The organism is Anaerolineae bacterium (assembly GCA_013178015.1).
Classification (GTDB): domain Bacteria; phylum Chloroflexota; class Anaerolineae; order DRVO01; family DRVO01; genus Ch71.
The window spans coordinates 82898-107835 of sequence record JABLXR010000016.1 but is presented as its reverse complement, the minus strand read 5'-3'; the positions used below and the strand labels follow the sequence as shown (position 1 = coordinate 107835).

Below are 24938 nucleotides of genomic sequence, written 5' to 3'. Positions count from 1 at the left end.
TTTCTGATCAGCGGAGATCGGCGTTGCATCAGCGCCGGTCAGCGTTCCATTCCGGGGAGGATGCCATGAGGCGGTTGCGGGTCGGCTACGTCGGGGCGGGCTTCATGGCCCAGAAGGTGCACCTCCCGAGCTTCAGCTCCATCGAGGAGTGCGAACTGGTGGCGCTGGCCGAGGTCCGGCCCGAGCTGGGGCGGAAGGTCCAGCGCCGCTTCGGCATCCCCCGCCTGTACCCCTCGCACCGGGAGCTGATCGACGATGACCGGGTGGAGGCGGTGGCCGTGTCGGCTGACTACGCCGTGCAGGGGGAGATCGCCCGGGAGGCGTTGCTGGCGGGCAAGGACGTCTTCATGGAGAAGCCTATGGCCGTCTCTCTAGACCAGGCCGACCGCCTGCTGCAGGCGGGGGAGGCGGCGGGAGCCCGGCTGATGGTGGCATATATGAAGCGCTACGATGCCGGCAACGAGCTGGCCAAGAGCTACGTGGACCGCTTTCGCCGTTCGGGCGAGCTGGGTGCCATCACCTATGTGCGCAATCACGGCTTCTGCGGCGACTGGGTAGCCGGGCTGGACGCGCCCATGGACGTCACCGACGAACCCAAGCCGCAGGCAGAGGGCGCCCTCGCTCCGGCGTGGCTTCCCCCGGAGCACCTGTCTGCCTATCTGGGTTACCTGCAACAATACACCCACAACGTCAACCTAGTGCGCTGGCTGTTGGATGCCGGAGACAGGACGAGCGTGCGGCTGGTAGACCTGGACGACGACGGATACACGGGGATAGTGGTACTGGACGTAGACGGCCATCGAGCGGTGCTAGAGAGCGGCCGGGTATCGCACTACCGTTGGGACGAGCACACTCAGGTCTACTTCGAGCACGGCTGGGTGAAGACGTGGGCGCCGCCGCTGCTGCTGCGCAACGCGCCGGCGGAGGTGGAGGTGTACCGGGCAGGAGGCACTCAGGAGTTCAGCCGGCCCATTCCCTCGCCGGCGTGGTCGTGGTCCTACAAGCGCGAGGCGGAGCACTTCGTCCGGGCCGTCCTCAGGGGGGAACCGTTTCGCTCTCCAGGCGAGGATGCCCGCACGGACGTGCGGTTGTTCGAGGAGATATATCGCGAGCACCTGCGTCGGCGGGGGGCCGTGTGAGCGCTTGCCGGGCAGTGATGAACATCGCCCACCGAGGCGCCTCGGCCTACGCTCCGGAGAACACCCGGGCTTCTTTCCATCTGGGCTTGCGGCTGGGCGCTGACGGGCTGGAGACTGACCTGCGGTTCACCCGGGACGGGGAGGTGGTTCTCCTGCACGACGAGCGGGTAGACCGTACGACTGACGGTCACGGGCCGGTGGCGGAGCTCTCGCTGGCGGAAGTCAGGGCGCTGGATGCCGGCTCGTGGTTCTCCCCCGAGTTCGCGGGCGAACGGATACTGACGCTGGCCGAGTTCCTGGATGAGTTCGGCGGGCGGACCCATCTGGCCCTGGAGCTCAAGGTGGACGGGCTGGAGCCGGCAGTGGTGGCGCAGATCAGGGAGCGCTCGCTGCTGGAGACGGCCACGGCCACTTCCTTCGAGCGAGAGCGACTGCTGCGTCTGCTGGCCCTGGCGCCCGAGGTGCGCACGGGCTACCTGACTCGCACGTTCACCCCCGGAGAGTTGACGGCGCTTGCTGCAGAGGGCATCCGCCAGGCATGCCCGCGGGCGTCAGGCGTCACCGCCGAGGTGGTCCGGGAGGCGCACCGCCTAGGGCTGGAGGTCCGGGCCTGGGGAGTGAAGTCTGAGCGGGACATGTGGCAGGCCCTCGAGGCAGGCGTAGATGGCATGACCATCAACTGGCCCGACTGGCTAAGAATGGCACGCCGATAGACGCTGATACTAAGCCGATCCCCGCTGATCAGAACATGGCAATATCCGGAGATCAATGTAGACCAGCGTAGTATCGGCGTTCTATGCCGTTAGCGCCTCGTCGAGCATGGCTAGGTAGTTGCGCACTGGGACGTAGCTGGGGATGGAGTTGCCCGAGCCGATGGCAAAGCGGCCCAGGGGAGCGCAGGCGTCTACCAGTTGCCGGGTACGGTTTCGCACCTCCTCCTCGGTGCCCCGGGCCAGAATGTCCACATCCACCCCGCCCAGGGTGGCCACCCGGCCGCCATAGCGGAAGTGGAAGCGCTCCGCCGGCATGATGGCGTCCTCGAAGGAGTGCTTGCCGTCTATGCCCACGTCGTCCATGAGGTCGGGCAGGACGGCGGCGATGTTGCCGCAGGAATGCAAGTAGTACTGGCGCCGGCGCTCGTGGGCCAGGGCAGCGAAGCGGGCGTGCCAGGGCAGCACGAAGCGCCGCAGGTCGCCCGGCGATATCAGGGTGGCGCTGCGGAACCCCATGTCGTCCCCGGGGAAGAGGGCGATGAGCCCGTCCAGGTCCACCAGGTAGCGGTAGAACTCTAGCATGAGGGTGCCGAGACGCTGAGCCACGGCATGCACCAGGTCGGGCTGATCGTGGAGGGCCAGGCACAGGCCCTCGTAGGAGAAGAGGTCGGACAGGTGCTCGTAGACGCCACCACCGTGGGACACGATCAGGCCCATGCCGTCGGGCAGGTGATTGTTGACGTACTCGAAGGGGTGGAAGTCGAAGTCGCGCACCCGGGGCCAGGGATAGCGCTCGAAGTCTTCCCATGACGCTATCTCGCCCCGGTGCTGATCGGCCCAGTTGCGGGTGGCCTCCGAGCCGGGAGCGGGATCGGGCGCAGCCAGACGGTGGCGTTGGAAAGGCAGCCCCATCTCCAGGCGGACGAAGTCGTAGCCTAGGTGATGCCAGAAGGCGATGAAGTTGCTCAGGTAGGCCTCGTGCGCCTCCCGGTCGCCGGGGGTGGGCTCGGCCCACGTACGACCCAGGCCCTCGACCACGATAGGCCGCATGACCTGGTGATCCACCAGGTACTCGATGAGGGGAGGCCGGCCGGCGATCTCGTCGCCGGAGAGGAAGCGGAGGAATCGTTCCACATCGGGTCGGGGCCTTGCCAGCGGCACACGCATGCTGAGCTCCTTGGTAGGGAACAGGTTACAGGTTATAGGGGATAGGGGGTAGGGACGCAAGCGCGCGGGCGGCGGCGCGGCTGGTGAAGTTGCGCGCCCAGCCGCAGATGGCGCGGGGCGGCCTTAGGGCATGCCTCGGCAGGCCGCTGGCTGGATCCCGATTGGGCGCCTAGGTGGGGGGTCCGGCGTCGTCTGGCCTGGGCGCGGTGGGCCGTAGCCCAGTTGTCGGGCGATTCTAACGAAGTTCTAACACTTTCGTGGCCCTGAGGTGCTTGCATTCGAGTAAGCTTGGAGTACACTTGGCTTTCGGGAAGCTGGGGACGAAGGCGGGTCTGGGGGCGCCTTCAGCAGGATCCGGCGCTCCTGATCGCTGGCCGGACACCGACGGTCTACCCCTCGCACGAAGCCTCTTCGTCGTTGCTGGCGCGGCCCATCAGTCGCAGGGAGCGGCGGAAGCCCGCGCTCTCTCGCGAGTGCGCTCATGCGTGCACCTGTGGCGCGTCTGCTGAAGTAGAGGAGCCTGGCATGGCGGGGATTGTCTTGGCCGGGGCCGATCAGGCCCGGGCGCACGTGCTCGGTAGTTGGCTGGTTCAGTGTCCGCATGAAGTAGAATTCCGCTCTCTAGAGGAGCTCGGCCGGCATCTCGCCGGAGCCGAGCCCGACGTGGTCATCCTAGATCTCCTCGACGGTGGGGTGGATGCTTCGCGCCTCTGCGACCGCATCCGCCAGGGCAGTGACGTTCCTCTCCTGGTGCTGCTGCGCCGGAGTTCCGAACAGGGTCACGGCTCGGGGCCATCGCCTGCGGCAGACCAGCAGCTGGTGTGGCCGTTCGGCCCCGCTCTCCTGCGCGCTCACGTGGAGGCCCTGGTTCGCCGGGTGAAGGGGGGCCACCCCTGGAGGACGCGATACGCGGACGGGGTGGTGACGGTGGACCTGCCGGCGCGGAGGGTAGCGGTGAACGGCAGGATCAGCGCGCTAACGGCCACCGAGACGCGCCTGCTGGGGGCGCTGATGCAGCGTGCGGGAGAGATCGTGTTGTCGGACGAGCTGCTTCGGGCCACTTGGGGCACGGCGGACAGGAAGTTGGCCGGTAGGCTGCACCTCTACGTTCACTATCTGCGGCACAAGGTGGAACCGGACCCGACACACCCCCGGTACATACTTACGCGCAAGAAGTGGGGATACGTATTCCAGGCCGGCCCAACTGGGGGGTTTTCTAAGGATTCTCTAATGCATTGGGGCTCGTAAGGTATTGAAGACGTTCAGGTGATACAGTAGTATCAAGCTTGAGTGAAAGACGGCCCCGCATGGTGGCAGCCACGCGAGGCCGGTGCACGGGGTGGGTTTGTGGGCCTCCCTGTGCGCCTCCATTGTGAACCCTTGCAGTCCAGTTCGCAAGTGGCGCCCTCGGTGGATCCCTCCTCGTGCTCCTGCCCCGCGGCTGCCCGGCGGGACCGGCCAAGTCCGGGTGGTCGTGCCGCCGTGAGCGGTGCGGCCCTGGCGGCCGCGGCGAGGCAGGTCAGGCGCGCGTCCTCGCGTTGTCTGCCCGGCCTTACCCCGGCGACCCTGGGTGAGGAGGTGGGGAAGGCCAGATGTCGCCTGGCGAGCGACACTATTGCGGCACAGATGTCGCGCCTGTCTCAGGGCAACCAGTACGAAAGGACGAGTGGAGGGAACGATGTCTAGGCTTATCAGGCTTGTATCTCTAGTCGTGGTTGTGGCCGTCCTAGTGGGCGCCACCTTCGCCTCAGCGGCCAACCTGGGCGTTGGAGGTGGTTCCGTGCAGGCAGGGGCTGACACAGCGCTCGTCTGCGATCATGACGGGGTGACAGTCAGCTGGAATGTCAACTATGACGGCATTGTTACCTCAATCCAGGTGTACGGCGTCGATGCGGCGTGTGCCGGCAACCGGATGGTCGCCCGCATTGAGGGCGATACCGGCCAGATGATCGGTACCAATGGTAACCTTACGAATGGCGGTGCTCCTGTGGTGCCGGCTGCATACGTCATCCCCGACGGCGGGGGCACGGTCAAGCTAGAGCTTGCTCCGACAGACGCAAATGGGGTCAACGTCTCTGGCGGTCACGGCGTACCCGCACAGGCGATCTACGGCATCGAGCTATACATCGAGGGTGAACACTGAGCTCGAGCTGACGAGTGCAGTAGCCCCTGGGCCTCTGACACCGCGCACCTGGTGCGAGAGGCCCAGGGCGAACGCGTGGCAGTGAGGGGAATGCGGCATCAGAGTCGTCCCGTGCGACTACTATGTGCCCTTACGGTGGCTCTGGGCGCCGTCTGTGTAGTCTGGATGAGACCGGCGGCACTCGGCGGGTCAACGAGCTATGTCATAGTGTCCGGGATCAGCATGGAGCCCGCGCTGCACTCTGGCGACCTGGCCGTCCTGCACCGACACGCGACGTACGAACACGGTGACGTGATCGGCTTTGCCGTTCAGGGCGGCCAGGTCATCCACCGGATAGTCGGTGGCTCGGCGGACGAAGGGTATATCACTCAGGGAGACAACAAGGAGAGCCCGGACCCGTGGCGACCCAAGCCGGAGAACATCTCTGGGGCCATGTGGCTGCGCATTCCACGGGCAGGTCGCGTTCTCGCCTTTCTCGGCAAGCCCCTCAACGCCGGGCTGTTCGCGCTGCTGGTCGGCATCGCTGTCACCGAGGAAGGCACGCGCCGCAGGGCACGGGGTCGCCGGTGGCTGGCACGCCGCGCCGGGGACGGCGCGGGCGGGTCGGACGAGAGAGTGAGGGGGCACGCCGAAGTGACAGAGCTCGATGCAGGAACCGAGGGCGAATCGCGGGGAGCGCCGTCGAGGCATTCCGTAGCTGCGGGGTACAGCGCGACGCTCACCTCCAGAGAGCGTGGCCCTCGTCGCTCACATGTGGCCCTTCGTACAGCGCGGGTGTTGCTCGTGTGCGCCGGTCTGCTCACCCTGGGCTTGGCTTCCCTATGCGTGTACAGCTACCGCCAGCCGCTCACTAGAACGGACAACGTCGTGCTACTGCGCTACGAGAACACGGGTACCTTCACGTACAGCATCCGCACGGCTTCGTCCTCTCTGTACCCGTCTGGTCTCATTGGGCCAGTGGGGCCGGACAGCCCGCCTGACACGAGAGCGGCCGGGAATACCGTCCTAACACGCTTGGCCCAGATCCTCGATCTACGCTTCTCCTATCAACTCCGGTCAACCGGTGACACAGAAGCGTCAGGTGAGATCGGTGCTGTCATGGAAATCGCGTCGGGCGAGGCATGGACCAAGACGTTCGAGCTGATGCCACCCCAACCTTTTGGCGGGACCACGGCTGACGCTCATCTGTCTGTGAGTTTCCCAGATATCATCTCTTTCATCCAGACCGTCGAAGCGGAGACGGGCGTTCGTGTGGGCAGCCACCAAATCCGCATCGTCCCTACTGTGCGCGTGGAGGGAATTGCAGGCGAGCGACGATTTGAGACGGTGTTCTCTCCCCCATTCACCATGCAGCTGACCGATACCAAGATCACCCTTGACCCTGGGCTAGAACGTTCGGAGGCGCAGACCGAGGCCGAGCAGGTGGTACGCGAGGCCGAGGTGCGCGCCGTCGGGTTCTCGGCCCCGGTGGGCGATCTCCGCCGTCTCTCTCAGCTGGGGGCGGGGGTGACGGGGGCGCTCTCCGCTCTGTTGGCAGCGATTGTGTACGGAGGCTTAGGGCTGTCGGAGGCAGACAGAGCCCGCGCCCGGTATCGCTCCTTGCTCGTCGAGGCGTCGTCGGCCGATTTCGGTGGGGCCCGCCACATCCGGATGGCCAGCATCGCGGACCTCGCTCGTCTTGCCGAGAGGGACGGACAGGTCATGTGCGAGTTGGTGGAGGCGGGGCGTGATCTCTTCTTCGTGCACTACGGCCAGGTAGTGTACACGTACGAGGTGCCTCGCGTGTCGCAGAGGAGCTAGGCTGTGCTCCGGCGTCTGGCGGCCGTCCTGCTGTTCGTGATGGCCATGACCGCAGTCACGGCATCGGCCGCCTCGCTTGCGGTGAATGGCGGCTGCATCCAGGCGTTCGTCATTGATGTGACGGTACAGCTGCCTACCGCGACATCCACTCCTGCATGCACTCCCACCGCCACACCCGAACCCACCGCCATCGCCGCCGACCTCGACCTCAAGCCCGAGTCGCTGGAGAAGAAGAGCCAGGGCTCCCCCGTCACCGCCTTCATCGAGCTCCCGCCAGAGCACGACGTGGCCCAGATAGACGTGACCACCCTCCTTCTCTGCCTCCAGGAGCCCTTCGCTGGCGGATGTGTGCCTCCCGACGGTCTTCCCGGCGGGGGCAAGCCTAAGGTGGGCGACGCCGACAAGGACGGCATCCCCGACCTCAAGGTCACCTTCGACCGGGCGGCGGTGATCGGCCTGGTGGCGGACATCCAACCTCCGGCGGACGTCGTCTTCACCGTCTCGGGGCTGGTGGACGGCCGGCCCTTCGCCGGCAGGGACACGGTCAGGCTCGTCGATCCCGAGGCCGGCGCAGCGCCGGAGCTCGACACCGCCCCCACTGCCACGGTCGCAGCCACACCCACGCCGACGCCGGTGCCCACCGCCACCCCCACGCCCACGCGTGAGGCCACCGAGACGGCGGCGCCCGAAGGGACTGCCGAGCCTGCCCCGGCCTCCCCGACGGTCGGCATCACTGACACCGCCGTGCCGACGCCGCAGGAGGTCGAGCCCACCGTGCCGGCGCCCCTGCCCGACCTGAGGCCCTCCCGGGCCTTCGTCCGCCCTCTGGAGGCGCAGGCTGAAGGGTGGGAGGTGGACCTGGAGCTGACGATCGCCAACGGCGGTCCAGGCGCTGCCGTCGGATTCGGGGTGGCGGTGTACTTCGACCTGGCCCAGCCCCCCGCGCCCTCGGACGCGCCCTCGGCCTACTGGCTGGTGCCTGGGCTGGAGGCCGGTGCGCGGGCCCGGCTGGTACTGCACGGCGACTCCGACGCCGGGGCCACTGCGCTCCTACCGGAGGATGGGGGGCAAGTGCTGCTGGCGCCCGGGAGTCACACGATCTGGGTGCTGGTCAACGCCCCGTGGCTCGAAGTGGAGGAGATAGAGGAGGTCAGCCGGGGCAATAACCTGCTCGGTCCGCTGACGTTCGAACTCCTGCCCCTTCCCGCCGGCGCCCAGTCTCCGCCCACAGCCACGGTCGCGCCTACCGCGACCGAGACGCTGCCCGCTCCCACGGCCACCGAGCCGGCGGAGGTTCCCACCGAGGAGCCGACGGCTACGGCGACGCTCGAGCCGACGCCTACCGAGCCAGTGCTGGCAACGGACACGCCCGTGACCGAGCCGACCTCCGCCGAGACGGCGACGGCGACCCAGACACCGGTTGCCGATTGGGAGACGCCCACACCCACTCCCGGGGAGGCGCCGCCCCTGCCTACTCCGACCGCCACGACGGTGCCCTCGCCCACGCCGGAGCCGGTGCCCACGGTGGAGCCGACGGCGACGCCCGAGGCCACGGCCACGCCCGTCCCGACGGCCACTCCGGCGCCCGAGCCGCCTTCCGCGACGCCGACCTCCACGCCGATGCCCACCCAAGCGGCCTCGCCCACGCCCACCGGGACCCCCACGCCCACTGCGGTCCCGTCGACGGACACCCCTGTGCCGCCCACGCCTACCCTGGTTCCACCCTCTGATACACCGGTGCCACCCACTGAGACGCCGGTGCCTCCGACGCCCACGCCGGTACCCCCGACCGAGACGCCGGCCCCACCGACGCCTACGCCCGAGCCGCCCACACCCACACCCGAGCCGCCGACGCCTACTCCGGTGCCGCCCACACCCACACCCGAGCCGCCGACGCCTACTCCGGTGCCGCCGACAGATACGCCCGTGCCTCTCACTCCGACGCCCGAGCCACCGACCCCGACCGCCGACCCGGTCACTGGAGACGATGGCGATCAGGGCTGATCCGTGGGCGAGCGCGTGTGATACGGATGCGGGTGGCGGTTCCTCGCACGGGCGCCGCGCGGGCACCGCACGGGGTAGGCCCGCGTGCTAGATCCTGCGAAGCCGGCCTTCGCTGGCTGACTCGTGAGCCCGCCGGAGGGCGGGCTTGGCCTAGGTAGCCGGAGGGTTCACCCTCCGGTATGCTTTCTTTCTTTCACGCGTCCTTCGCACGTCCCCACCCTTCGGCACCGGATGGGTCCCGACACGCCCCTCGGTCCCCGGCACGACGCCGATCCGCCCGGTTGCTCCAGTCGGCGGATATGCCAGCGCTCGCTAGCGCCGCCGGCGGAGTACGTGTAACCTTGGGTTGGGTGACCGCAGGCAGGGCCACGGGGACACGGGATCCATTCTGGCGCGCGGGAGTGTGTGGTGATGAGGCGCAGTGGTGGAGTGAGCGCGATCGTTAGGTGGTTGGTGTGGGTGGCGCTCTTCTGGGCGCTAGCGCTGATGGGGCCGGTGTCGGCCGCGGCACAGGAGGTGGCCACCATCAGCCTGGAGCCGGCTCAGATCCGCATCGGAGTGGGCGAGGAGGTCACCCTACAGGTGGTAGTGCGTGGGGCCACCAACCTGTATGCTCTGGAGATGCAGGCTGAGTTCGATGCCAGACTGCTGGAGGTCCTGGACGATGACCCCGCCCAAGAAGGAGTGCAAGCCACTTTCGTGGGTGGCTTCCTGGAGCCCGACATCGTCCTGAACAACGAAGCGGACAACGAACGGGGGTTCGTAGCTCTGGCTTTCACCCAGGAGGCACCTCGGGAGGGGGCCAGCGGAGAAGGGGTGCTGGCCACCTTCAGGGTCAGGGGGAAGGCAGAGGGCGAGGTACCGGTCAAGGTGAGCTCGGTCATCCTGTTCGACGCCGAGCTGGCCCGTGCTCCCGCCCGCACCCGAATGGCGACGGTGTACGTGGGCGATGTGCCGGCGCCGCCGGAGGCCTCGGCTACCCCCACGACTGAGCTCGCCGAGCCCACGCCCACCGCCACTCTCGAACCGACTCCCACCGAGGTGCCCACCGAGCCGGCTACTGCCACCCCACCACCCGAGCCGACGGCTACCCTCGACGTGGGCACCGAGAGCGCAGCCTCCCAGGAAGACACCGTCACCCCAGAGGGCCAGCCTTCAGAGAGCGGCACCTGGTCTCAGTCTCCCCTATCCCCGCCGACCCGGGAGGCCGGCGTCGTCGCCATGTCGGACTCGCCCATCGGCACGCCTACGCTCATGCCCGCTAGGGCCACCCCCCTCACGGCTACCCCCGTACCCGAGACCATCCGAGGAAGCGCAGATGGAGCCACGGCAACCCACACCCCGGTGAAGCAGGCGCTGGCGGCGGAGGGCACGCCCGCGTCGACGGGTGCGCCGGCGCGTGTTGATGCGGGCGCCAGCCCCGCCGAATCGGGCTTCTTCGGGTCCATGTGGTTCATCGTGGCCGTGGTGGGAGTGCTGATCGCCGGGTTCGGCCTGCTGATAGTGCTGCCCCGAGGCCGTCGCGGCCGAGCCTAGAGCGGGGCCTGGCGGGACCTAACCCCTTCCCAAGGAGGTACTGGCACACTGCTCGCACACTTGTGCCGGCTACCTGCCTGCAATGGCAGTGTAGGCCTAATCCTGCCCCAGAGGGGGCGCCGGCAGGGTGCATGAGGCGTCGGATGGCGGGGCGGACCCGGGCAGCAACGAGGCCGGCTCGGCGCGGGACGCCAGGCGTCTGCAGGCCCGGGACTCCTGGGGTCCTAACGTGGGGCTAGGGCCTTCTCAAAGTCGTGCCAGCGTTGGGCGAGCTGCCATCTGGCGCGGGCCAGGAACCACCACCGGCCAGCCAGCAGGCAGGGAACAGAGGCGATGCAGCGTCCGACAGCGCCCAGCCTGGCTCCGACAGTCACCTCTGGTGGCCTCCCCCAGGACTTCGACAGCGCCCTGGCCGTAGGGGCGAACCTCGTGTTCGCCCGCAGTATTCTCCGATAGCCATCCCCGGTGGCCTGCCACAGGACTTTGCGAAAGCCCCAAACGTAGGGCGAGACGCAGTTGCGGGCTTGTGATTCTGTGATACAATCTGTGAGGTCTTCCCCGCCAAGAGAAACGAAGGAGGGCAATGGTGACCCCCAATACCGCCTTTCTCGTCGTCTTCGTGTTGGTGGCCATCTTGTTTCCCTTTCTTGCCTTCAGTGTAGCTTACTTCCTCAGGCCGAAGCGTCCCACTAGGGAGAAGGCCACCACCTACGAGAGTGGCATGACACCTCGGGGGCAGGCTTGGGTTCGCTTCCGGGCGCAGTACTACATCTACGCTTTCCTCTTCGTTCTCTTCGATGTGGAGACGATGTTCCTCTATCCGTGGGCAGTGGCCTACAACCGCCTGGGGCTTTTCGCTCTCCTGGAGGGGTTCGTCTTCGTCGGCATACTGGCCTTCGGCCTGGCCTATGCCTGGGCCAAGGGCGACTTGCGGTGGGTGTAACGGGAAAGGGCACAGCCATGTCGGATCGGGAGCTGCATCACACCCTGACGGTTCCGGAGACGCTGGTCCCCGAGGACTGGCGACGCAACGTGCTGCTGACTACTGTGGACGCGGCCTACAATTGGGCTCGCCGCCGTTCCATGTGGCCGCTCACGTTCGGCCTCGCTTGCTGCGCCCTCGAGATGATTGCCGCGGGAGCGTCGCGCTACGACTACGGGCGGTTGGGAATGGACATTCCCTTCGCTTCCCCCAGGCAGGCGGACCTGCTGATACTGAGCGGCACCATCACCCACAAGATGGCGCCTCAGGTGCTGCGCATCTGGAATCAGATGCCGGAGCCCAAGTACGCTATCGCCATGGGCACCTGCACCGTGGCTGGAGGCACCTTCAAGTCGTACGCCGTGGTGCAGGGCGCCAGCGACCTCATCCCGGTGGACATCTACCTTCCGGGCTGCCCCCCTCGGCCGGAGGCGCTGATCTACGCCTTCACCAAGCTCCACGAGATGGTGGGGCAGCAGTCGGTCAGGACGGTGTCTTGGTACCGGAAGGAGGAGCAGGCTTGAACCACGAGCAGACGCTCGACATGCTCCGCGAGCGCTTCCCTGAGGGAGTGCTGGAGCACCCGGAGGGCATTGATTTCACCCTGATTCTGGACCGGGGCCACCTGGTGGAGGTGGCCCGGTTCCTGCGCGACGAGCGGGGGTACGATCTGTTGTCCAACCTGACGGCGGTGGACCGGCCCGAGTGCTTCGAAGTCGTCTACCATCTCTACTCCACCGCCGATCCCGGGCCCCCTCTGGCCCTCAAGGTGCGATTGGAGGACAAGGCAGATCCGCGTCTGCCCTCGGTGACGGGGGTGTGGGAGGGCGCCAACTTCCAGGAGCGGGAGGTCTACGACCTGTTCGGCGTCGTGTTTGAGGGGCATCCCAAGTTGGAGCGGATCCTGCTCTGGGAGGGCTTCCCCGGTCACCCGCTCCGCAAGGACTTCGTGAACCGCACTTACTCCTTCGAGGAGATGCGGCTCACCCTTCCACCAGAGGAGCAGCGGTGAGGAGCGTGTCATGGCTGCCATAGCCGAACCGAGGCGCCTAGATACCGAGACCGTAACCATTAACATCGGGCCGCACCACCCTAGCACTCACGGCATCTTCCGCATGCTGGTGACGCTGGACGGTGAGACGGTAGTGGACCTGGAGCCCAAGATGGGCTACCTCCACCGGGGCATCGAGAAGCTGATGGAGGAGCGCACCTACATCCAGTCCATGCCCCTCGTGGACCGGCTCGACTACGTGTGCCCGATGACCAACGAGCAAGCCTTCTGTGTGGCCATAGAGAAGCTGGCCCAGCTCGAGGTCCCGGAGCGGGCCGAGTACATTCGAGTCATGATGGCCGAGCTGACGCGGATCATGAGCCACATGATGGCGGTGGGCTTCCTCTGGAACGAGCTGGGCGCCACCTTTACCCCCATGATCTACGCGTACCGTCAGCGGGAGTTCCTCCAGGACCTGTTCGAGATGGCCTCCGGCGCCCGGATGTTCCATAACTACATCCGGCCGGGCGGGGTGGTGGCCGATCTGCCCAGCGGTTGGACGGAACGCGCAGCGAAGACGGTGGACTCGCTGTCTCGGTTCCTGGACGAGTTCAGCACCCTTACGGCGGAGAACGAGATCTTCCTGGCCCGCACCGTGGATGTGGGGGTACTGCCCCCGGACGTGGCTGTCAACTGCAGCGTCACCGGACCGGTGCTGAGGGCCAGCGGAGTGCCTTACGACGTGCGTCGGGTGGAACCCTACAGCATCTACGATCGCTTCGAGTGGGAAGTGCCGACGCAGCCGCACGGGGATACCTACGACCGCTATCGCCAGTACCAGGCCGAGATGCAGCAGAGCCTTTCCATAGTGCGGCAGGCGCTGGCCGGCCTCCCCGAAGGCCCGGTGATGGATGACAAGGCGCGCCGCCTCCGTCCGCCCGCGGGAGAGGCCTACGGTCGCATCGAGTCTCCCAAGGGGGACCTAGGCTTCTTCATCGTGAGCGAGGGTGGGGCGGAGCCCTACCGCTGCCGGGTGCGGAGCACCGCCCAGATCAACTTGACGGCGCTGAGGCACATGGTCATTGGCCATACCTTGCAGGACCTGGTGATCATCTTCGGCAGCCTCAACCCCACCGTCGCCGACATAGACCGCTAGCGAGGAGTCTGCATGGGCTTCCTGGATACGCTCCCGATAACGATCATGGAGTGGCTGCGGACGACTCTGAGTCAGTTCCTCCCTTTGTGGGGGGTGGAGCTGGTGGTGGCGTTGCTCAAGGTGGTGCTGGTGCTGGTGCTGGCCATCATGCCGGTCATTGTGCTCACCTGGATGGAGCGCAAGGTATTGGCCCGCAGCCAGGACCGCTTTGGGCCCAATGTGGCTGGCCCCTATGGGCTGATCGTGGCCTTTGCCGACGCCATCAAGATCCTCACCAAGGAGGACGTGACGCCGGCCGCTGCCGATCGCCGCGTGTTCAAGCTGGCGCCGGCGGTGGTCATCATCCCCACGCTTCTGGTGTTCACCATCATACCGGTGGGGCGCGGCCTGGTGGCGGCGGACCTCAACGTGGGCATCCTCTTCGCCGTGGCGGTGGCTTCCATCAACATCATCGCCGTGCTGGCGGCCACCTGGTCCTCCGGCAACAAGTACTCCCTGATAGCCACTTTCCGGTCGGTGGCTCAGCTTATCAGTTATGAGATCCCCATGGCCTTCTCCATCCTCGCGGTGGTCCTGGCCAGCGGGGGCCTGAGCACTGTGACCATCGTGGAGTCCCAGACCATCCCCTATGCCATAGTGATGCCGGTGGCGGCCGCCATCTACTTCCTGGCGGCGCTGGCAGAGGCGAACCGTTCGCCCTTCGACTTGCTGATGGGCGAGTCCGAGATCGTGGCCGGCTTCAACCTGGAGTACTCCGGCATGCGCTTCGCCATGTTCTACATCGGCGAGTACGCCCACATATTCATCGTGGGAGCACTAACGGCCACGCTGTTCCTGGGAGGCTACCGCGGTCCCATCCTTCCGGGGTACATCTGGTTCTTCGTAAAGAGCTTCGCCGTGGTGTTCGTGGTCCTGTGGATCAGGGCCACCTGGCCCCGCATGCGCATCGACCAGCTGTTGGATTTCGCCTGGAAGCTGCTCATCCCCATCAGCCTGGCCCATCTCATGCTGGTAGCGCTCATGTACAAGATCGCCGGCGGGGGGGTGGTGGCTTCTCTGCTGACGCTGGCGGGGAACGTGGTTCTGCTGGCGGTCGTGGCCGCCTCGCTGGTGTGGCGAGCGCGCCAGAGCTCATCGCGGCGCATCAGAGCGCTGGTCCTGGGGGAGGTCTGACATGCTGGGACGCGGAATGCTGAAGGGCCTGTGGGTGACCCTCCAGCACATGATCTCTTCCTACACCAAGGGACCGCGCCGGTTCCCCCAGCGGTACCTGCGCCAAAGCGAGCTGGACCGGCCGGACCCTGACACTCAGGGCATGCTGACCCTGCAGTACCCTTTCGAGCGGTACAAGATGTGGCCTCGTTTCCGGGGGGTGCTGGTGCAACTGCGGGACCCCGAGACCGGGCAGCCCCGCTGCACCGCCTGCATGGCGTGCGAGCGGGCCTGTCCCCACGGGGTGATCAGCATTGTGGCCGAGGGTAGGGGCCGGGAGCGCAAGCCCAAGGCCTACACGTACGAGCTAGGGCGGTGCATCTTCTGTCGGCTCTGCGTGGAGGCGTGCCGGTTCGACGCTATCGAGATGAGCCAGATATACGAGTTCACCAGCACCACCAAAGACCAGACACTGGACCTGAAGGATCTCCTGGAGTTGGGCGACAGGAGCGGCATTCGGCACACCGGAGAGGCTTGGGGTTAAGGGGGGTCCATGGCCAAGGTCATCTTCTTGGTGGTGAGCACGATCACCGTGTTGGCCGCTCTGGCGGTCGTGAGCTTGCCCAACGTCTTTCACGCGGCGCTGGGGTTGGTGCTGGCCCTCCTGGGCATCGCCGGGCTGTATGCCCTGTTGGGCGCCGGGTACGTGGCCGTGGTGCAGGTTTTGATCTACGTGGGGGCGGTGTCGGTTCTCATCATTCTGGCCATCATGGTGAGCGAGCGGCCCATGCAACAGAGCCCCGCGGAAGCCTTCCTGCCCCAGCGGGGGCTGACGGCGCTGGTGTCGGCCGTGCTGTTTGTCCTCCTGGTGAGTGTCGCCCTCAGTACGGCGTGGCCGGTGGTGGCAGCGGCACCGCCAATGGACATGGTGGCCCGGCTGGGCGAGGCCCTGGTGGAGCGCTACCTGCTGCCTTTCGAGGTGGCGTCCGTGGTGCTGCTGATCTCGCTCGTCGGCGCGGTGTACATAGCCCGGGAGCCCTAGACTGGTCGCCGAGGTGGGTCCATGCAAGACATCGTAGGCGAAGTACCCCTGACGTGGTACCTGGTGGTGGCAGCAGCGCTCTTCTGCATCGGCCTGTACGGGGTGCTCTCGAGACGCAACGCGGTCACCATCCTGATGGGGGTGGAGCTCATCCTCAATGCGGCCAACCTCAACTTCATCGCTTTCTGGCGCCACATCGGCCCGGAACGGTTCGACGGCGTGGTCTTCGCCCTGATCGTCATGACGGTAGCGGCGTGCGAGGCCGCAGTGGGCCTGGCGCTCATCATCGCCATCTACCGCTCTCGACGGTCGGTGGACTTGAGCGACGCTGATCTGCTTCAGGGCTGATCGGTGCACGCGAGGAGGCTGGAGAGACCCTGATGCACAACCTGGTCTGGCTCGTCCCCCTGTTGCCGCTGGCCGCCTTCGCCGCCATCTCGTTGGGGTTGTGGCGTGACCGCCGGGTCACTACCTGGGCCGCCTGGGTAGCCATCGGCGTGTCCTGGCTGATCGCGTGGGCTATCTTCGTGGGCACTTGGGGGGAGCCCCATCTAGCAGAGCAGCCCCATCGGGTGGTGCTCTACTCCGTCCCTACCGGCACTGAAGCCCTCGAACTCGGCTTCATGGTGGACCCGCTCACCGGCATCATGCTGTTCATGGTGCCCTTCCTGTGCCTGCTCATCTTCGTCTACTCGCGCGGCTACATGGATGGCGACCCCCGGTACAGCCGGTACTTCGCTTACGTGTCCCTATTTGCTACCGGCATGCTGGGGCTGATCGTCTCTGACAACCTCCTGTTCCTGTTTATCTTCTGGGAGGTCATGGGCCTCTGTTCGTACCTCCTGATCGGCTTCTGGTTCGAGAGGGAGAGCGTCTATCGGGCGGGGCTTAAGGCCTTCCTCACCACGCGGGTGGGCGACACGCTGCTTCTGTTCGGGCTGCTGCTGCTGTACAGCCGTACGGGCACCCTGAACTTCTCCCGCATCTTCACGGAAGAGACCCTGGGAGCCCTGGCGGCCGATACCATGACCCTGCCCCTACTGGGGACCCTCCCCGTGGCTGCGGTCATCAGCCTGCTAGCGTTCGGCGGGGCGGTAGGTAAGTCGGCCCAGTTCCCCCTACACGTGTGGCTTCCCGATGCGATGGAGGGCCCCACCCCGGTCAGCGCATTGATCCACGCCGCCACCATGGTGTCGGCGGGCGTGTACCTGGTGGCGCGGATGTTCCCCCTCTACGTGGCATCGGGAGCCGATAACGCGGCGATGGGAGTAGTGGCCTTCATCGGCGCCTTCACCGCCCTATTCGCCGCCACCATCGCCGTGGCCCAGAACGACGTGAAGCGTGTGCTGGCCTTCTCCACCATCAGCCAGCTGGGATACATGATGGCCGCCCTCGGCATCGGCGCCTACGTGGCTGGGGTCTTCCACCTCATCACTCACGCCTTCTTCAAGGCCCTGCTGTTCCTGGCCTCGGGCGCGGTGATCGCGGGCGCGCACCACGAGCAGGACATGATGAACTTGGGCGGGCTGCGCCGGCGCATGCCCATCACCTTCTGGACCTTCCTGGCGGGCACTCTGGCTCTGGCGGGAGTCTTCCCTTGGGCCGGCTTTTGGAGCAAGGACGAGATCCTGGCCGAGGCGTTCCACGGGGGCCGGTGGGCGGTGTACCTTACCCTCACTGTCGCGGCCCTGCTCACTGCGTTCTACATGGGCCGCCAGGTCAGCCTGACTTTCCTTGGGCACCCGCGCGGCCACCAGGCGGAGGAGGCGCACGAGGTCACTCCATTCATGTGGGGCCCTCTGGCCATTCTGGGAGTGGCGGTCACCTTCCTCGGGCTCATGGGGGTCCCGGCGGACTTCCCCGTGCTCGGGCCTCTGCTGGGCGAGAACCCCTTCCATCACTACGTGGGGGCCATGCTGGAGCTGACCGGGACGCACGCCGAGGCCCTGCCCGTGAACTGGACGGTACTGGGGCTCTCTCTGGCGCTAGGGGTGGGTGGGCTGGTACTGGGGTGGCTGGTCTACGGCCTCCGGCCGCTGGAGGCGGGCCAGCCGGACCCTCTCCGTCGCGCCCTGGGTCCTGTCTACCCGGTTCTGGAGAACCGCTACTACATAGATGAGCTCTACCACGCTACCCTGGTCCGGGGAGTGATACGGCTGTCGGCCCTGTGCGCTTCGTTCGACGCTCGTTGGGCCATAGATCCGCTGGTGAACGCGGTGGGCCGCGGGGTGGCGGCGTTGTCGGAGGCCGTGGCCGGTTTCGACTTCCGGGTGGTAGATGGCGCGGTGGATGGGACGGGGCGAGTGATCAGAGCGGCCGGTCGCTCTCTCCGCCAGGTGCAGACCGGCAAGGTTCAGGACTACTTGTTGGTGATCGCCACCACGCTGTTGCTTCTGCTCGCGGTGTTCCTGTACCTCTAGGATGAGCGGGCGACCGGCTATCAGACAAGGTGAGGCAAGGAGGAAGCGTAGATGGGGTTCCCGATTCTCTCGCTGGTGACGTTCCTGCCCCTGCTGGGCGCGTTGATGGTGCTACTGCTGCCGGCGGAGAACACCCGCTCCATCAAGCAGATCTCGGTGGGAACGGCCGTGGTGGGCCTTGGCCTGGGCACCATCGTTTGGAGCGCCTATGACCGGGCCGCCGGCGGCTTACAGTTCGTGGAGATGGCGCAATGGATCCCCAGCATTGACGTCCATTACCACATGGGCGCTGACGGGTTGAGCGTGCCACTGATCTTCCTCACTACGCTACTGACGCCTTTGGCGCTGCTCTACTCGGCCTACACCATCAACACGCGGGTGAAGGAGTTCTTCCTCCTCTTCCTGGTGCTCGAGACGGGCATGCTGGGCGTGTTCTGCGCTCTGGACCTGGTGCTGTTCTACGTGTTCTGGGAGCTGGGCCTGGTGCCCATGTACTTCCTCATCGGCCTGTGGGGAGGCGAGCGCCGGGAGTACGCCGCCATCAAGTTCTTCCTCTACACCCTGGCCGGCAGCGTGGCCATGTTGCTCGGGTTGCTGTACCTGTACTTCACCACCGGCACGTTCAGCATCCCGGAGGTGGCCGCCACCTTCGAGAGCGTCCGCCCGTTCTCGGCCAACCGGGGGATCGTGAGCCTGGTGTTCTGGGCCATCTTCCTGGCGTTCGCCATCAAGCTTCCGCTCTGGCCCTTCCATACCTGGCTGCCCGATGCTCACACCGAAGCTCCCACCGCCGGAAGCGTCATCCTGGCGGGTGTGCTCCTGAAGCTGGGCGGGTACGGGTTTCTGCGCATTCTGCTGCCGGTGTTCCCCACGGCCTTCCGCTATTGGGCTCCGCTAGTGGCGGCCCTGGCCGTGGTCAGCATCGTGTACGGGGCTCTGGTCTGTATCGCTCAGTGGGACCTGAAGCGCCTGATCGCCTACTCGTCCGTCTCTCACATGGGCTACGTCATGCTCGGAGTAGCCGCCGGGGCCGCGGGGCTGGGCATGCAGGGGCGAGAGACTAGCGTGGCCATCGCCTTCAACGGGGCGGCCATGCAGATGTTCAACCACGGAGTGATAACCGGCGCGCTGTTTCTTCTGGTGGGTGTGATCTATGAGCGGGCGCACACACGGGACCTGAGGGCGTTTGGGGGCCTGGGCGCCATCCTGCCCTACTTCTTCGGCTTCATGCTGGTGGCTGGCTTCGCTTCGCTGGGCCTGCCGGGTCTGGCGGGTTTCTGGGCCGAGCTGTTCGTCTTCCGCGGCGCCCTGGCTATCATGCCCGTGTTCGCCATCGTCGGCGGGTTGGGCATCGTCTTCACGGCGGCGTACATCCTGTGGAAGGTGATGCAGAATCTGTTCTTCGGCAGCCTGGACGAACGCTGGCGATCGTTGCCGGACATGTATGCCTGGGAAGTGGTGTCGCTGGCGCCGCTGCTAGCCTTCATGTTCTTCTTCGGGGTGTACCCGACTCCGCTCGTGGACCTGTTCAACACGGCCACCACCGCTCTAGCGAACCTCCTGTAGGGGCAGCAACATGGGCGCGCTGACGACACTAGGGCTGCTCTCACCGGAACTGCTGGTGCTCGTGGGGGCACTGGTGATCCTAACACTCGACCTCGTCTGGAAAGATGACAGGCGGGAGTTACTGCCATATCTGGCCCTGGCGGTGGTCGTCAGCGCGGCCGTGGCCGCCCTGGCGCTGTTCGGTCAGAACGATTCTCTCTTCAGCGACATGATGGTGGTGGACGACTTCGCCCTGTTCTTCAAGCTGGTAGCCTTGGGCTCAGCGGCTTTGGTGACCCTGGGCGCGCGGCGCCACATCGCCGAGCGGGCGCTGCGCACGGGCGAGTTCTACGTGCTGCTGCTCTCGGCGACGCTGGCTTCTATGCTGGCGACGGCGGCTACCGACCTGATCAGCCTCTATTTGGCCTTCGAGTTCCTTAGCCTGGCCAGCTACGTGCTGGTTAGCTACATCAGAGGCAGCGACCTCTCGGTAGAGGGCGGGGTCAAGTACTTTCTCTATGGAGCGGTGGCATCGGCGGTGATGCTGTATGGCATGAGCTTCCTCTACGGGGCCGCCCGAACCACCAGTCTGGCTGGGATCGCGGGGGCGCTCAGGGGATCCGGGCCGTCGCTGGCCTGGCTGGCCATTCCCGTGAGCATCCTCCTGCTAGCTGGCTTTAGCTTCAAGATCGCGATCGCTCCCTTTCACCAATGGGCTCCGGATGCCTACCAGGGGGCGCCCACTCCGGTGACGGCCTACCTGTCGGTGGCCTCCAAGATGACCGGGTTTGCCGTGCTGATGCGGGTCATGGTGGTAGCCATGGGCGATCTCCAGCCGACGTGGGCTCGCGTGCTGGGGGCGTTCGCCATCGTGAGCATGGTCCTGGGTAACCTGGTGGCGCTCCACCAGCGGGACATCAAACGCATGATGGCCTACTCCAGCATCGCCCATGCCGGCTATATCATGGTCGGGTTTGTCACCTACTCGCTCGACCCGTCTGGGTTCACCGGGCTCAACGGCGTGCTACTCTACGCCATGGTGTACCTGTTCACCAACGTCGGCCTCTTTCTGGGCGTCATTGCCTTCGAGGACGCTACTGACTCGACCGCCATCTCCGACTACGCCGGTCTGCTGCGGCGCTCGCCCTTCCTGGCTGCCGTGCTCGCCTACTTCCTCTTCTCCCTCACCGGCATTCCATTCACCGGGGGCATGTTCGCCAAGCTCTTCGTCTTCGCTCCGGCCGTCCAGGCGGGCCCCTTCGGAGTCCTGTTGGCGGCAGTCGGGGTGGCAACCAGCGTGGTGGCAGCGTTCTACTACCTGAACGTAGTGCGCCACATGTTCTTCCTCCCCGGCGGGGAGGGCAGCACGCAGGTGGTGGTGAGCGGGAGCGTGCGGACAGGCATGGTCCTGGCGGCCGTAGTCACTTTGGCCATCGGCGTGTATCCTCAGCCTCTGGTGGACCTGGCCTCGCGGTCGGTCTTGATACTGGGGCTGATGCGCTGATCGCCGGAGGAGACGGAGCTGGCCGGGCGCAGGCCACTGAGGCCTGCGCCTTTCTCGTGAGGCGCTCGGCGCCGGATGCGGGACCGAGTGCCGCTTGGCCGGATCAAGGGCGCGGACGGGCCGGGAAAGGAGCGCGAGTTGGCGTTCTCTTTTGACCTGCTCTGGGCTGAGGCAGGACCTGCAAGCCCTCGGCGGGGCATAGCGCGGACACCGCACGGGACTTTCGCCACCCCTGCTTTCATGCCCGTGGGGACACAGGCCACGGTGAAGGCGATGGCGCCCTGGGATCTGCGGCAGGCAGGGGTCGAGATCGTCCTCGCCAACACCTATCACCTGTACTTGCGCCCGGGCGCGGAAGTCATCGCCAACCTGGGGGGCCTGCACCGGTTCATGGGATGGGACGGGCCCATATTGACCGACAGCGGCGGCTTCCAGGTGTTCAGCCTAGAGCACCTGCGGCAGGTGGACGAAGACGGGGTCCGCTTTCGCTCTCACCTGGACGGCTCCGAGCACTACTTCACTCCCGAACTGGTGATACAGGTGCAGGAGGCGTTGGGGGCGGACATCATCATGTGCCTAGATGAGTGCGCGCCACCTCACGACCGACAGGGGCTGGAGGCGGCGCTAGACCGTACTCACCGATGGGCAGAACGCTGTCGAGAGGCTCAGCGCCGTCCGGATCAGGCTCTGTTTGGCATTGTGCAGGGAGGCATATACCCGGACTTGCGGGAGCGCAGCGCCGACTTCCTCGTGGGTCTCGATTTCCCCGGCTACGCCATAGGCGGGCTGAGCGTGGGGGAGAGCAAGGAGGACATGCACCGCATGCTGGAGGTGACGGTACCCCGGCTACCTGAGGGCCGGCCACGATACCTTATGGGGGTAGGGTCGCCAGAGGATCTATGGGAGTCGGTAGCTCGCGGCATTGACATGTTCGACTGCGTCCTGCCCACTCGCGTGGCGCGCAACGGGGCGGCGTTCACCTGGGAGGGCAGGATCAACCTGCGCAACGCTCAGTACGCTCGCGACCCCTCGCCCCTCATGGACGACTGCGACTGCCTCACTTGCCAGCACTTCTCCCGCGCCTATTTGAGGCACCTGTTCCAGGCGAATGAGATCCTTGGCCTGCACCTGGTGACCGCCCACAACCTCCGGTTCTTCGTCCGGGTCATGGAACGCATCCGGAGCGCCATCGCCCGCAGACGCTTTGGGGAAGCCAGAGCCGAGTTTCTGGGCCGCTACCGAACGGTGGACCAGGACGCGAGAAGGAGCAACCGGGGGACGCGCCGAAGGGAGATGAATGAATGACCATCTGGCAGGCGGCAGTTCTGGGGGCGCTCCAGGGGGCGACCGAGTTTCTTCCCATTAGCAGTTCTGGGCACCTGGTTCTGGTGCCATGGTTGCTGGGGTGGGAGGCCAACAGCTTGTTCTTCGGCGCCGCCGTGCACATGGGTACGCTGGCGGCGGTTCTCGCGTACTTCCGCCAGGACCTGTGGGTCATGGCTAGGGCCTGGGTGAGGACCCTGCGTTATCGCCAAGTAGCCGATCCGTACGGCAGGCTGGCCTGGCTGGTCATCGCCGGCACCATCCCCGCTGCCCTCGCCGGCGTGTTGCTGGAGGACTGGTTCGAGGCCATGTTCTCCAGCCCCTTGCTGGTGTCGGTATTGCTGCTGGTAACCGGCGGGTTCCTGGCCCTGGCCGAACGCCTGAGCCGCGAGCGCAAGGCGGCGGAACAGGCTTCACTGCCGGACGCAGTGATGGTGGGGCTGGCGCAGGCTCTGGCCATAGCTCCCGGCATCTCCCGGTCAGGCGCTACCATCGCCGCCGGCTTGGGCCGGGGGATCAATCGGGCGGAGGCGGCCCGTTTCAGCTTCCTGCTGGCCACTCCCATCATCGCCGGGGCTGGCTTGCTGGAAGTGGCACAGGTGACCCTGGCCGGCGACTTGCCCAGCCTTCTGTTGGGGCTAGTCGGGGGGTTGACGGCGGCCGCCACCGGGTTCGTGGCCATCGGCGCGCTCATACGGTATTTGCGCCAGCGGAGTCTGCTGGCCTTCGCCTGCTACTGCTGGGCCTTCGGTGGGCTATGTCTGGCCATCGTCCTCGTCCGAGGCTGATGGGGCTGCTGCGACTGGGTGCCTCGGCGGTGCTGCTGCTGACGGCGGCCACTGCCGGAGGATGCTCCGCCCCAGGACGTGTGGCCGGCGAGGCGGCGCGGGCAGCAGAGGGCCGGGTGGCGGTATCGGTGCACATGGAAGGTGCCATCGGCGACCTGGCCTGGTGTCTGCCGGCCGAGGAAGTGGCGGGACTGTACTCGGATGATGCTGCACTGGAGAGCCTGGAGCTGGGTTACGTGCAGGCGGCTCTCACCTGGGGGCCTCGCCCTACTGTGGGGGAGGCCATAGTAGTGGCGATCGGGGCGGACGCGTTAGCGTTCATCGTGCACCCCAGCAACCAGATTGGGCCGCTGGACAAGGAGACGATCCGTCGACTTTTCAGCGGCGAAGTGTCCGATTGGTGGAGCTTGGGGCAGTCCTTAGGAGCAGTACGCCTGATCAGCCGGGAGGAAGGATCGGGCGCGCGCCAGATTCTGGAGGAAGTGGTGCTGGAAGGCGGCGGCCTCTCCAGCAGCACGGTCGTTGCGGCGAGCGACGGCGCCGTGCTAGACTACGTGGCCTCTACGCCCGGCGCCATCGGCTATGTGCCGGCCAGCAACCTCCGCGAGGGGGTGCGTGCTCTGACGTTGGAGGGGCGGCGGCCGGAGCCGCAGCGAGTGCGGGAAGGCGACTACCCGTTGATGGTGGGCGTGTGGATCGCCTACGCTGCTGGTGGTCCGGGTGAGGAGTTGGCGCGCTGCTTGACCGGCTCGGTCGGGCTCGAGGAGCTGGCGCGATGGTACGGGCCACCGGAGCTGCTACGCTAAGCCGGGCGCCCAGCCCTCCGGTCTCACGAAGGGATTGCGAGCCTTCTCCAGTCCGATGAGGGTGCCGGGGCCGTGCCCAGGGTAGACGCGGGTGGTGTCGGGCAGGACGAAGAGGCGCTCCTTGATGGAGCGCAGGAGGGTGCGTCCGTCGCCGCCCGGGAGGTCGGCCCTCCCCACGCCCAGCCGGAAGAGCGTGTCGCCGCTGAAGAGGATCTCCTCCTCGGGGTCGTACAAGCAGATGCTGCCGGGGGTATGGCCGGGCGTGTGGATGACTCGGAACGTTGTCCGCCCGACCCGGAGGCGATCTCCGTGGACGATGGTCTTTGGGGGTCTGGGCAGCTGGATCGGTTCGGCCATCCAGATGGGGAAGTCAGGAGGCAGCTCGTCAGTGGGAGTGCCTTCGGGCACCAGGCCGCCTCCCAGGAGGAGGGTCAGGTCGTCGGGGTGGATGAGCACGGTGGCGTCCGTGGCTGTGGCCAGGGATGCCAGCCCGCCGATGTGGTCGAAATGCCCGTGAGTGTTGACCAGGTAGAGAAGCCTCAGGTGCAGCCTCTGGGCGGCCTCCAGGATAGGCTCGGGCCCGCCGGCGGCGTCAACGACCATGCCTTCCCCTTCGGAGCCGTAGACGTAGCAGTTGGTCTCCAGCGGGCCCAGTGACAGGGTTTCGATCATGGGACGGGCGGGGCCTCCCGGCTGAGGTTGCAGCGGCAGCCTCCTGGATGACGCC

The 24938-nt window shown here is 66.4% G+C and carries 23 protein-coding genes; 21 read left to right on the top strand and 2 right to left on the bottom strand.

Going from position 1 to position 24938, the window contains the following annotated elements; translation table 11 throughout:
- The first annotated feature begins 65 nt into the window (after positions 1-65).
- On the top strand, positions 66-1139 hold the full coding sequence (locus HPY83_07945) for a Gfo/Idh/MocA family oxidoreductase (GenBank protein ID NPV07877.1): 1074 nt from the start codon (positions 66-68) through the stop codon (positions 1137-1139).
- A complete protein-coding gene (locus HPY83_07940; protein NPV07876.1) occupies positions 1136-1852 on the top strand; it encodes a hypothetical protein in 717 nt (238 codons plus the stop codon). The genes HPY83_07945 and HPY83_07940 overlap by 4 nt, the downstream gene beginning before the upstream one ends.
- Positions 1853-1933: 81 nt before the next feature.
- On the opposite strand, the gene HPY83_07935 is transcribed toward HPY83_07940, so the two are convergent.
- Entirely contained in the window at positions 1934-3019 is a 1086-nt protein-coding gene (locus HPY83_07935) for a hypothetical protein (protein NPV07875.1), read from the bottom strand.
- Between the two features lie 525 nt (positions 3020-3544).
- Here HPY83_07935 and HPY83_07930 point away from each other — a divergent pair.
- The 19 genes from HPY83_07930 to HPY83_07840 all read left to right on the top strand — a co-directional run bounded on the left by HPY83_07930 (position 3545) and on the right by HPY83_07840 (position 24211).
- Positions 3545-4267, top strand: a complete 723-nt coding sequence (locus HPY83_07930) for a response regulator transcription factor (protein NPV07874.1) — start codon at positions 3545-3547, stop codon at positions 4265-4267.
- A 430-nt stretch (positions 4268-4697) separates the two neighbouring features.
- On the top strand, positions 4698-5162 hold the full coding sequence (locus tag HPY83_07925) for a hypothetical protein (GenBank protein ID NPV07873.1): 465 nt from the start codon (positions 4698-4700) through the stop codon (positions 5160-5162).
- A 111-nt stretch (positions 5163-5273) separates the two neighbouring features.
- Positions 5274-6962 (top strand): signal peptidase I, encoded by a 1689-nt coding sequence (locus HPY83_07920; protein ID NPV07872.1) that lies wholly within the window; start codon positions 5274-5276, stop codon positions 6960-6962.
- 3 nt (positions 6963-6965) lie between these two features.
- Positions 6966-8966, top strand: a complete 2001-nt coding sequence (locus HPY83_07915; GenBank protein ID NPV07871.1) for a hypothetical protein — start codon at positions 6966-6968, stop codon at positions 8964-8966.
- A 411-nt stretch (positions 8967-9377) separates the two neighbouring features.
- Complete coding sequence (locus tag HPY83_07910; protein NPV07870.1) at positions 9378-10502, top strand: hypothetical protein; 1125 nt, start codon at positions 9378-9380, stop codon at positions 10500-10502.
- A gap of 583 nt (positions 10503-11085) precedes the next feature.
- The gene (ndhC, locus tag HPY83_07905; protein NPV07869.1) at positions 11086-11445 is read left to right on the top strand and encodes an NAD(P)H-quinone oxidoreductase subunit 3; all 360 of its coding nucleotides are present in this window, start codon (positions 11086-11088) and stop codon (positions 11443-11445) included.
- A 17-nt stretch (positions 11446-11462) separates the two neighbouring features.
- A complete protein-coding gene (locus tag HPY83_07900; protein ID NPV07868.1) occupies positions 11463-12008 on the top strand; it encodes an NADH-quinone oxidoreductase subunit B in 546 nt (181 codons plus the stop codon).
- 20 nt (positions 12009-12028) lie between these two features.
- Positions 12029-12496, top strand: coding sequence for an NADH-quinone oxidoreductase subunit C (locus HPY83_07895; protein NPV07867.1), 468 nt, complete (start codon positions 12029-12031; stop codon positions 12494-12496).
- A 10-nt stretch (positions 12497-12506) separates the two neighbouring features.
- On the top strand, positions 12507-13631 hold the full coding sequence (locus HPY83_07890; GenBank protein ID NPV07866.1) for an NADH-quinone oxidoreductase subunit D: 1125 nt from the start codon (positions 12507-12509) through the stop codon (positions 13629-13631).
- 12 nt (positions 13632-13643) lie between these two features.
- Positions 13644-14804 carry an NADH-quinone oxidoreductase subunit NuoH gene (gene nuoH / locus HPY83_07885; GenBank protein NPV07865.1) on the top strand — a complete coding sequence of 387 codons (1161 nt, stop codon included), beginning with the start codon at positions 13644-13646 and terminating at the stop codon, positions 14802-14804.
- Position 14805: 1 nt separating this feature from the next.
- Positions 14806-15327, top strand: a complete 522-nt coding sequence (locus tag HPY83_07880; protein NPV07864.1) for a 4Fe-4S binding protein — start codon at positions 14806-14808, stop codon at positions 15325-15327.
- A 9-nt stretch (positions 15328-15336) separates the two neighbouring features.
- Positions 15337-15825 carry an NADH-quinone oxidoreductase subunit J gene (locus HPY83_07875; GenBank protein NPV07863.1) on the top strand — a complete coding sequence of 163 codons (489 nt, stop codon included), beginning with the start codon at positions 15337-15339 and terminating at the stop codon, positions 15823-15825.
- A gap of 21 nt (positions 15826-15846) precedes the next feature.
- On the top strand, positions 15847-16173 hold the full coding sequence (gene nuoK, locus HPY83_07870; GenBank protein NPV07862.1) for an NADH-quinone oxidoreductase subunit NuoK: 327 nt from the start codon (positions 15847-15849) through the stop codon (positions 16171-16173).
- 32 nt (positions 16174-16205) lie between these two features.
- Complete coding sequence (gene nuoL / locus HPY83_07865; protein NPV07861.1) at positions 16206-18245, top strand: NADH-quinone oxidoreductase subunit L; 2040 nt, start codon at positions 16206-16208, stop codon at positions 18243-18245.
- Positions 18246-18296: 51 nt separating this feature from the next.
- Positions 18297-19811 carry an NADH-quinone oxidoreductase subunit M gene (locus HPY83_07860; protein NPV07860.1) on the top strand — a complete coding sequence of 505 codons (1515 nt, stop codon included), beginning with the start codon at positions 18297-18299 and terminating at the stop codon, positions 19809-19811.
- 10 nt (positions 19812-19821) lie between these two features.
- Positions 19822-21294, top strand: a complete 1473-nt coding sequence (locus HPY83_07855; protein NPV07859.1) for an NADH-quinone oxidoreductase subunit N — start codon at positions 19822-19824, stop codon at positions 21292-21294.
- A 75-nt stretch (positions 21295-21369) separates the two neighbouring features.
- Positions 21370-22599 carry a tRNA guanosine(34) transglycosylase Tgt gene (gene tgt, locus HPY83_07850; protein ID NPV07858.1) on the top strand — a complete coding sequence of 410 codons (1230 nt, stop codon included), beginning with the start codon at positions 21370-21372 and terminating at the stop codon, positions 22597-22599.
- The gene (locus HPY83_07845; protein NPV07857.1) at positions 22596-23405 is read left to right on the top strand and encodes an undecaprenyl-diphosphate phosphatase; all 810 of its coding nucleotides are present in this window, start codon (positions 22596-22598) and stop codon (positions 23403-23405) included. Before tgt ends, HPY83_07845 begins: the two co-directional genes overlap by 4 nt.
- Entirely contained in the window at positions 23405-24211 is an 807-nt protein-coding gene (locus HPY83_07840) for a hypothetical protein (protein NPV07856.1), read from the top strand. The genes HPY83_07845 and HPY83_07840 overlap by 1 nt, the downstream gene beginning before the upstream one ends.
- Here the strand turns inward: HPY83_07840 and HPY83_07835 are convergent.
- On the bottom strand, positions 24203-24883 hold the full coding sequence (locus HPY83_07835) for an MBL fold metallo-hydrolase (protein NPV07855.1): 681 nt from the start codon (positions 24881-24883) through the stop codon (positions 24203-24205). The genes HPY83_07840 and HPY83_07835 overlap by 9 nt on opposite strands.
- Positions 24884-24938: the final 55 nt, after the last annotated feature.

What these genes read in the sequence shown, in the direction of transcription:
- HPY83_07945 (NPV07877.1), top strand. Translation starts at nt 66, where the DNA reads ATGAGGCGGTTGCGGGTCGGCTACGTCGGGGCGGGCTTCATGGCCCAG.
- HPY83_07935 (NPV07875.1), bottom strand. Translation starts at nt 3,019, where the DNA reads ATGCGTGTGCCGCTGGCAAGGCCCCGACCCGATGTGGAACGATTCCTC.
- HPY83_07930 (NPV07874.1), top strand. Translation starts at nt 3,545, where the DNA reads ATGGCGGGGATTGTCTTGGCCGGGGCCGATCAGGCCCGGGCGCACGTG.
- HPY83_07925 (NPV07873.1), top strand. Translation starts at nt 4,698, where the DNA reads ATGTCTAGGCTTATCAGGCTTGTATCTCTAGTCGTGGTTGTGGCCGTC.
- HPY83_07910 (NPV07870.1), top strand. Translation starts at nt 9,378, where the DNA reads ATGAGGCGCAGTGGTGGAGTGAGCGCGATCGTTAGGTGGTTGGTGTGG.
- ndhC (NPV07869.1), top strand. Translation starts at nt 11,086, where the DNA reads ATGGTGACCCCCAATACCGCCTTTCTCGTCGTCTTCGTGTTGGTGGCC.
- HPY83_07900 (NPV07868.1), top strand. Translation starts at nt 11,463, where the DNA reads ATGTCGGATCGGGAGCTGCATCACACCCTGACGGTTCCGGAGACGCTG.
- HPY83_07895 (NPV07867.1), top strand. Translation starts at nt 12,029, where the DNA reads ATGCTCCGCGAGCGCTTCCCTGAGGGAGTGCTGGAGCACCCGGAGGGC.
- HPY83_07890 (NPV07866.1), top strand. Translation starts at nt 12,507, where the DNA reads ATGGCTGCCATAGCCGAACCGAGGCGCCTAGATACCGAGACCGTAACC.
- nuoH (NPV07865.1), top strand. Translation starts at nt 13,644, where the DNA reads ATGGGCTTCCTGGATACGCTCCCGATAACGATCATGGAGTGGCTGCGG.
- HPY83_07880 (NPV07864.1), top strand. Translation starts at nt 14,806, where the DNA reads ATGCTGGGACGCGGAATGCTGAAGGGCCTGTGGGTGACCCTCCAGCAC.
- HPY83_07875 (NPV07863.1), top strand. Translation starts at nt 15,337, where the DNA reads ATGGCCAAGGTCATCTTCTTGGTGGTGAGCACGATCACCGTGTTGGCC.
- nuoK (NPV07862.1), top strand. Translation starts at nt 15,847, where the DNA reads ATGCAAGACATCGTAGGCGAAGTACCCCTGACGTGGTACCTGGTGGTG.
- nuoL (NPV07861.1), top strand. Translation starts at nt 16,206, where the DNA reads ATGCACAACCTGGTCTGGCTCGTCCCCCTGTTGCCGCTGGCCGCCTTC.
- HPY83_07860 (NPV07860.1), top strand. Translation starts at nt 18,297, where the DNA reads ATGGGGTTCCCGATTCTCTCGCTGGTGACGTTCCTGCCCCTGCTGGGC.
- HPY83_07855 (NPV07859.1), top strand. Translation starts at nt 19,822, where the DNA reads ATGGGCGCGCTGACGACACTAGGGCTGCTCTCACCGGAACTGCTGGTG.
- tgt (NPV07858.1), top strand. Translation starts at nt 21,370, where the DNA reads ATGCGGGACCGAGTGCCGCTTGGCCGGATCAAGGGCGCGGACGGGCCG.
- HPY83_07845 (NPV07857.1), top strand. Translation starts at nt 22,596, where the DNA reads ATGACCATCTGGCAGGCGGCAGTTCTGGGGGCGCTCCAGGGGGCGACC.
- HPY83_07840 (NPV07856.1), top strand. Translation starts at nt 23,405, where the DNA reads ATGGGGCTGCTGCGACTGGGTGCCTCGGCGGTGCTGCTGCTGACGGCG.
- HPY83_07835 (NPV07855.1), bottom strand. Translation starts at nt 24,883, where the DNA reads ATGATCGAAACCCTGTCACTGGGCCCGCTGGAGACCAACTGCTACGTC.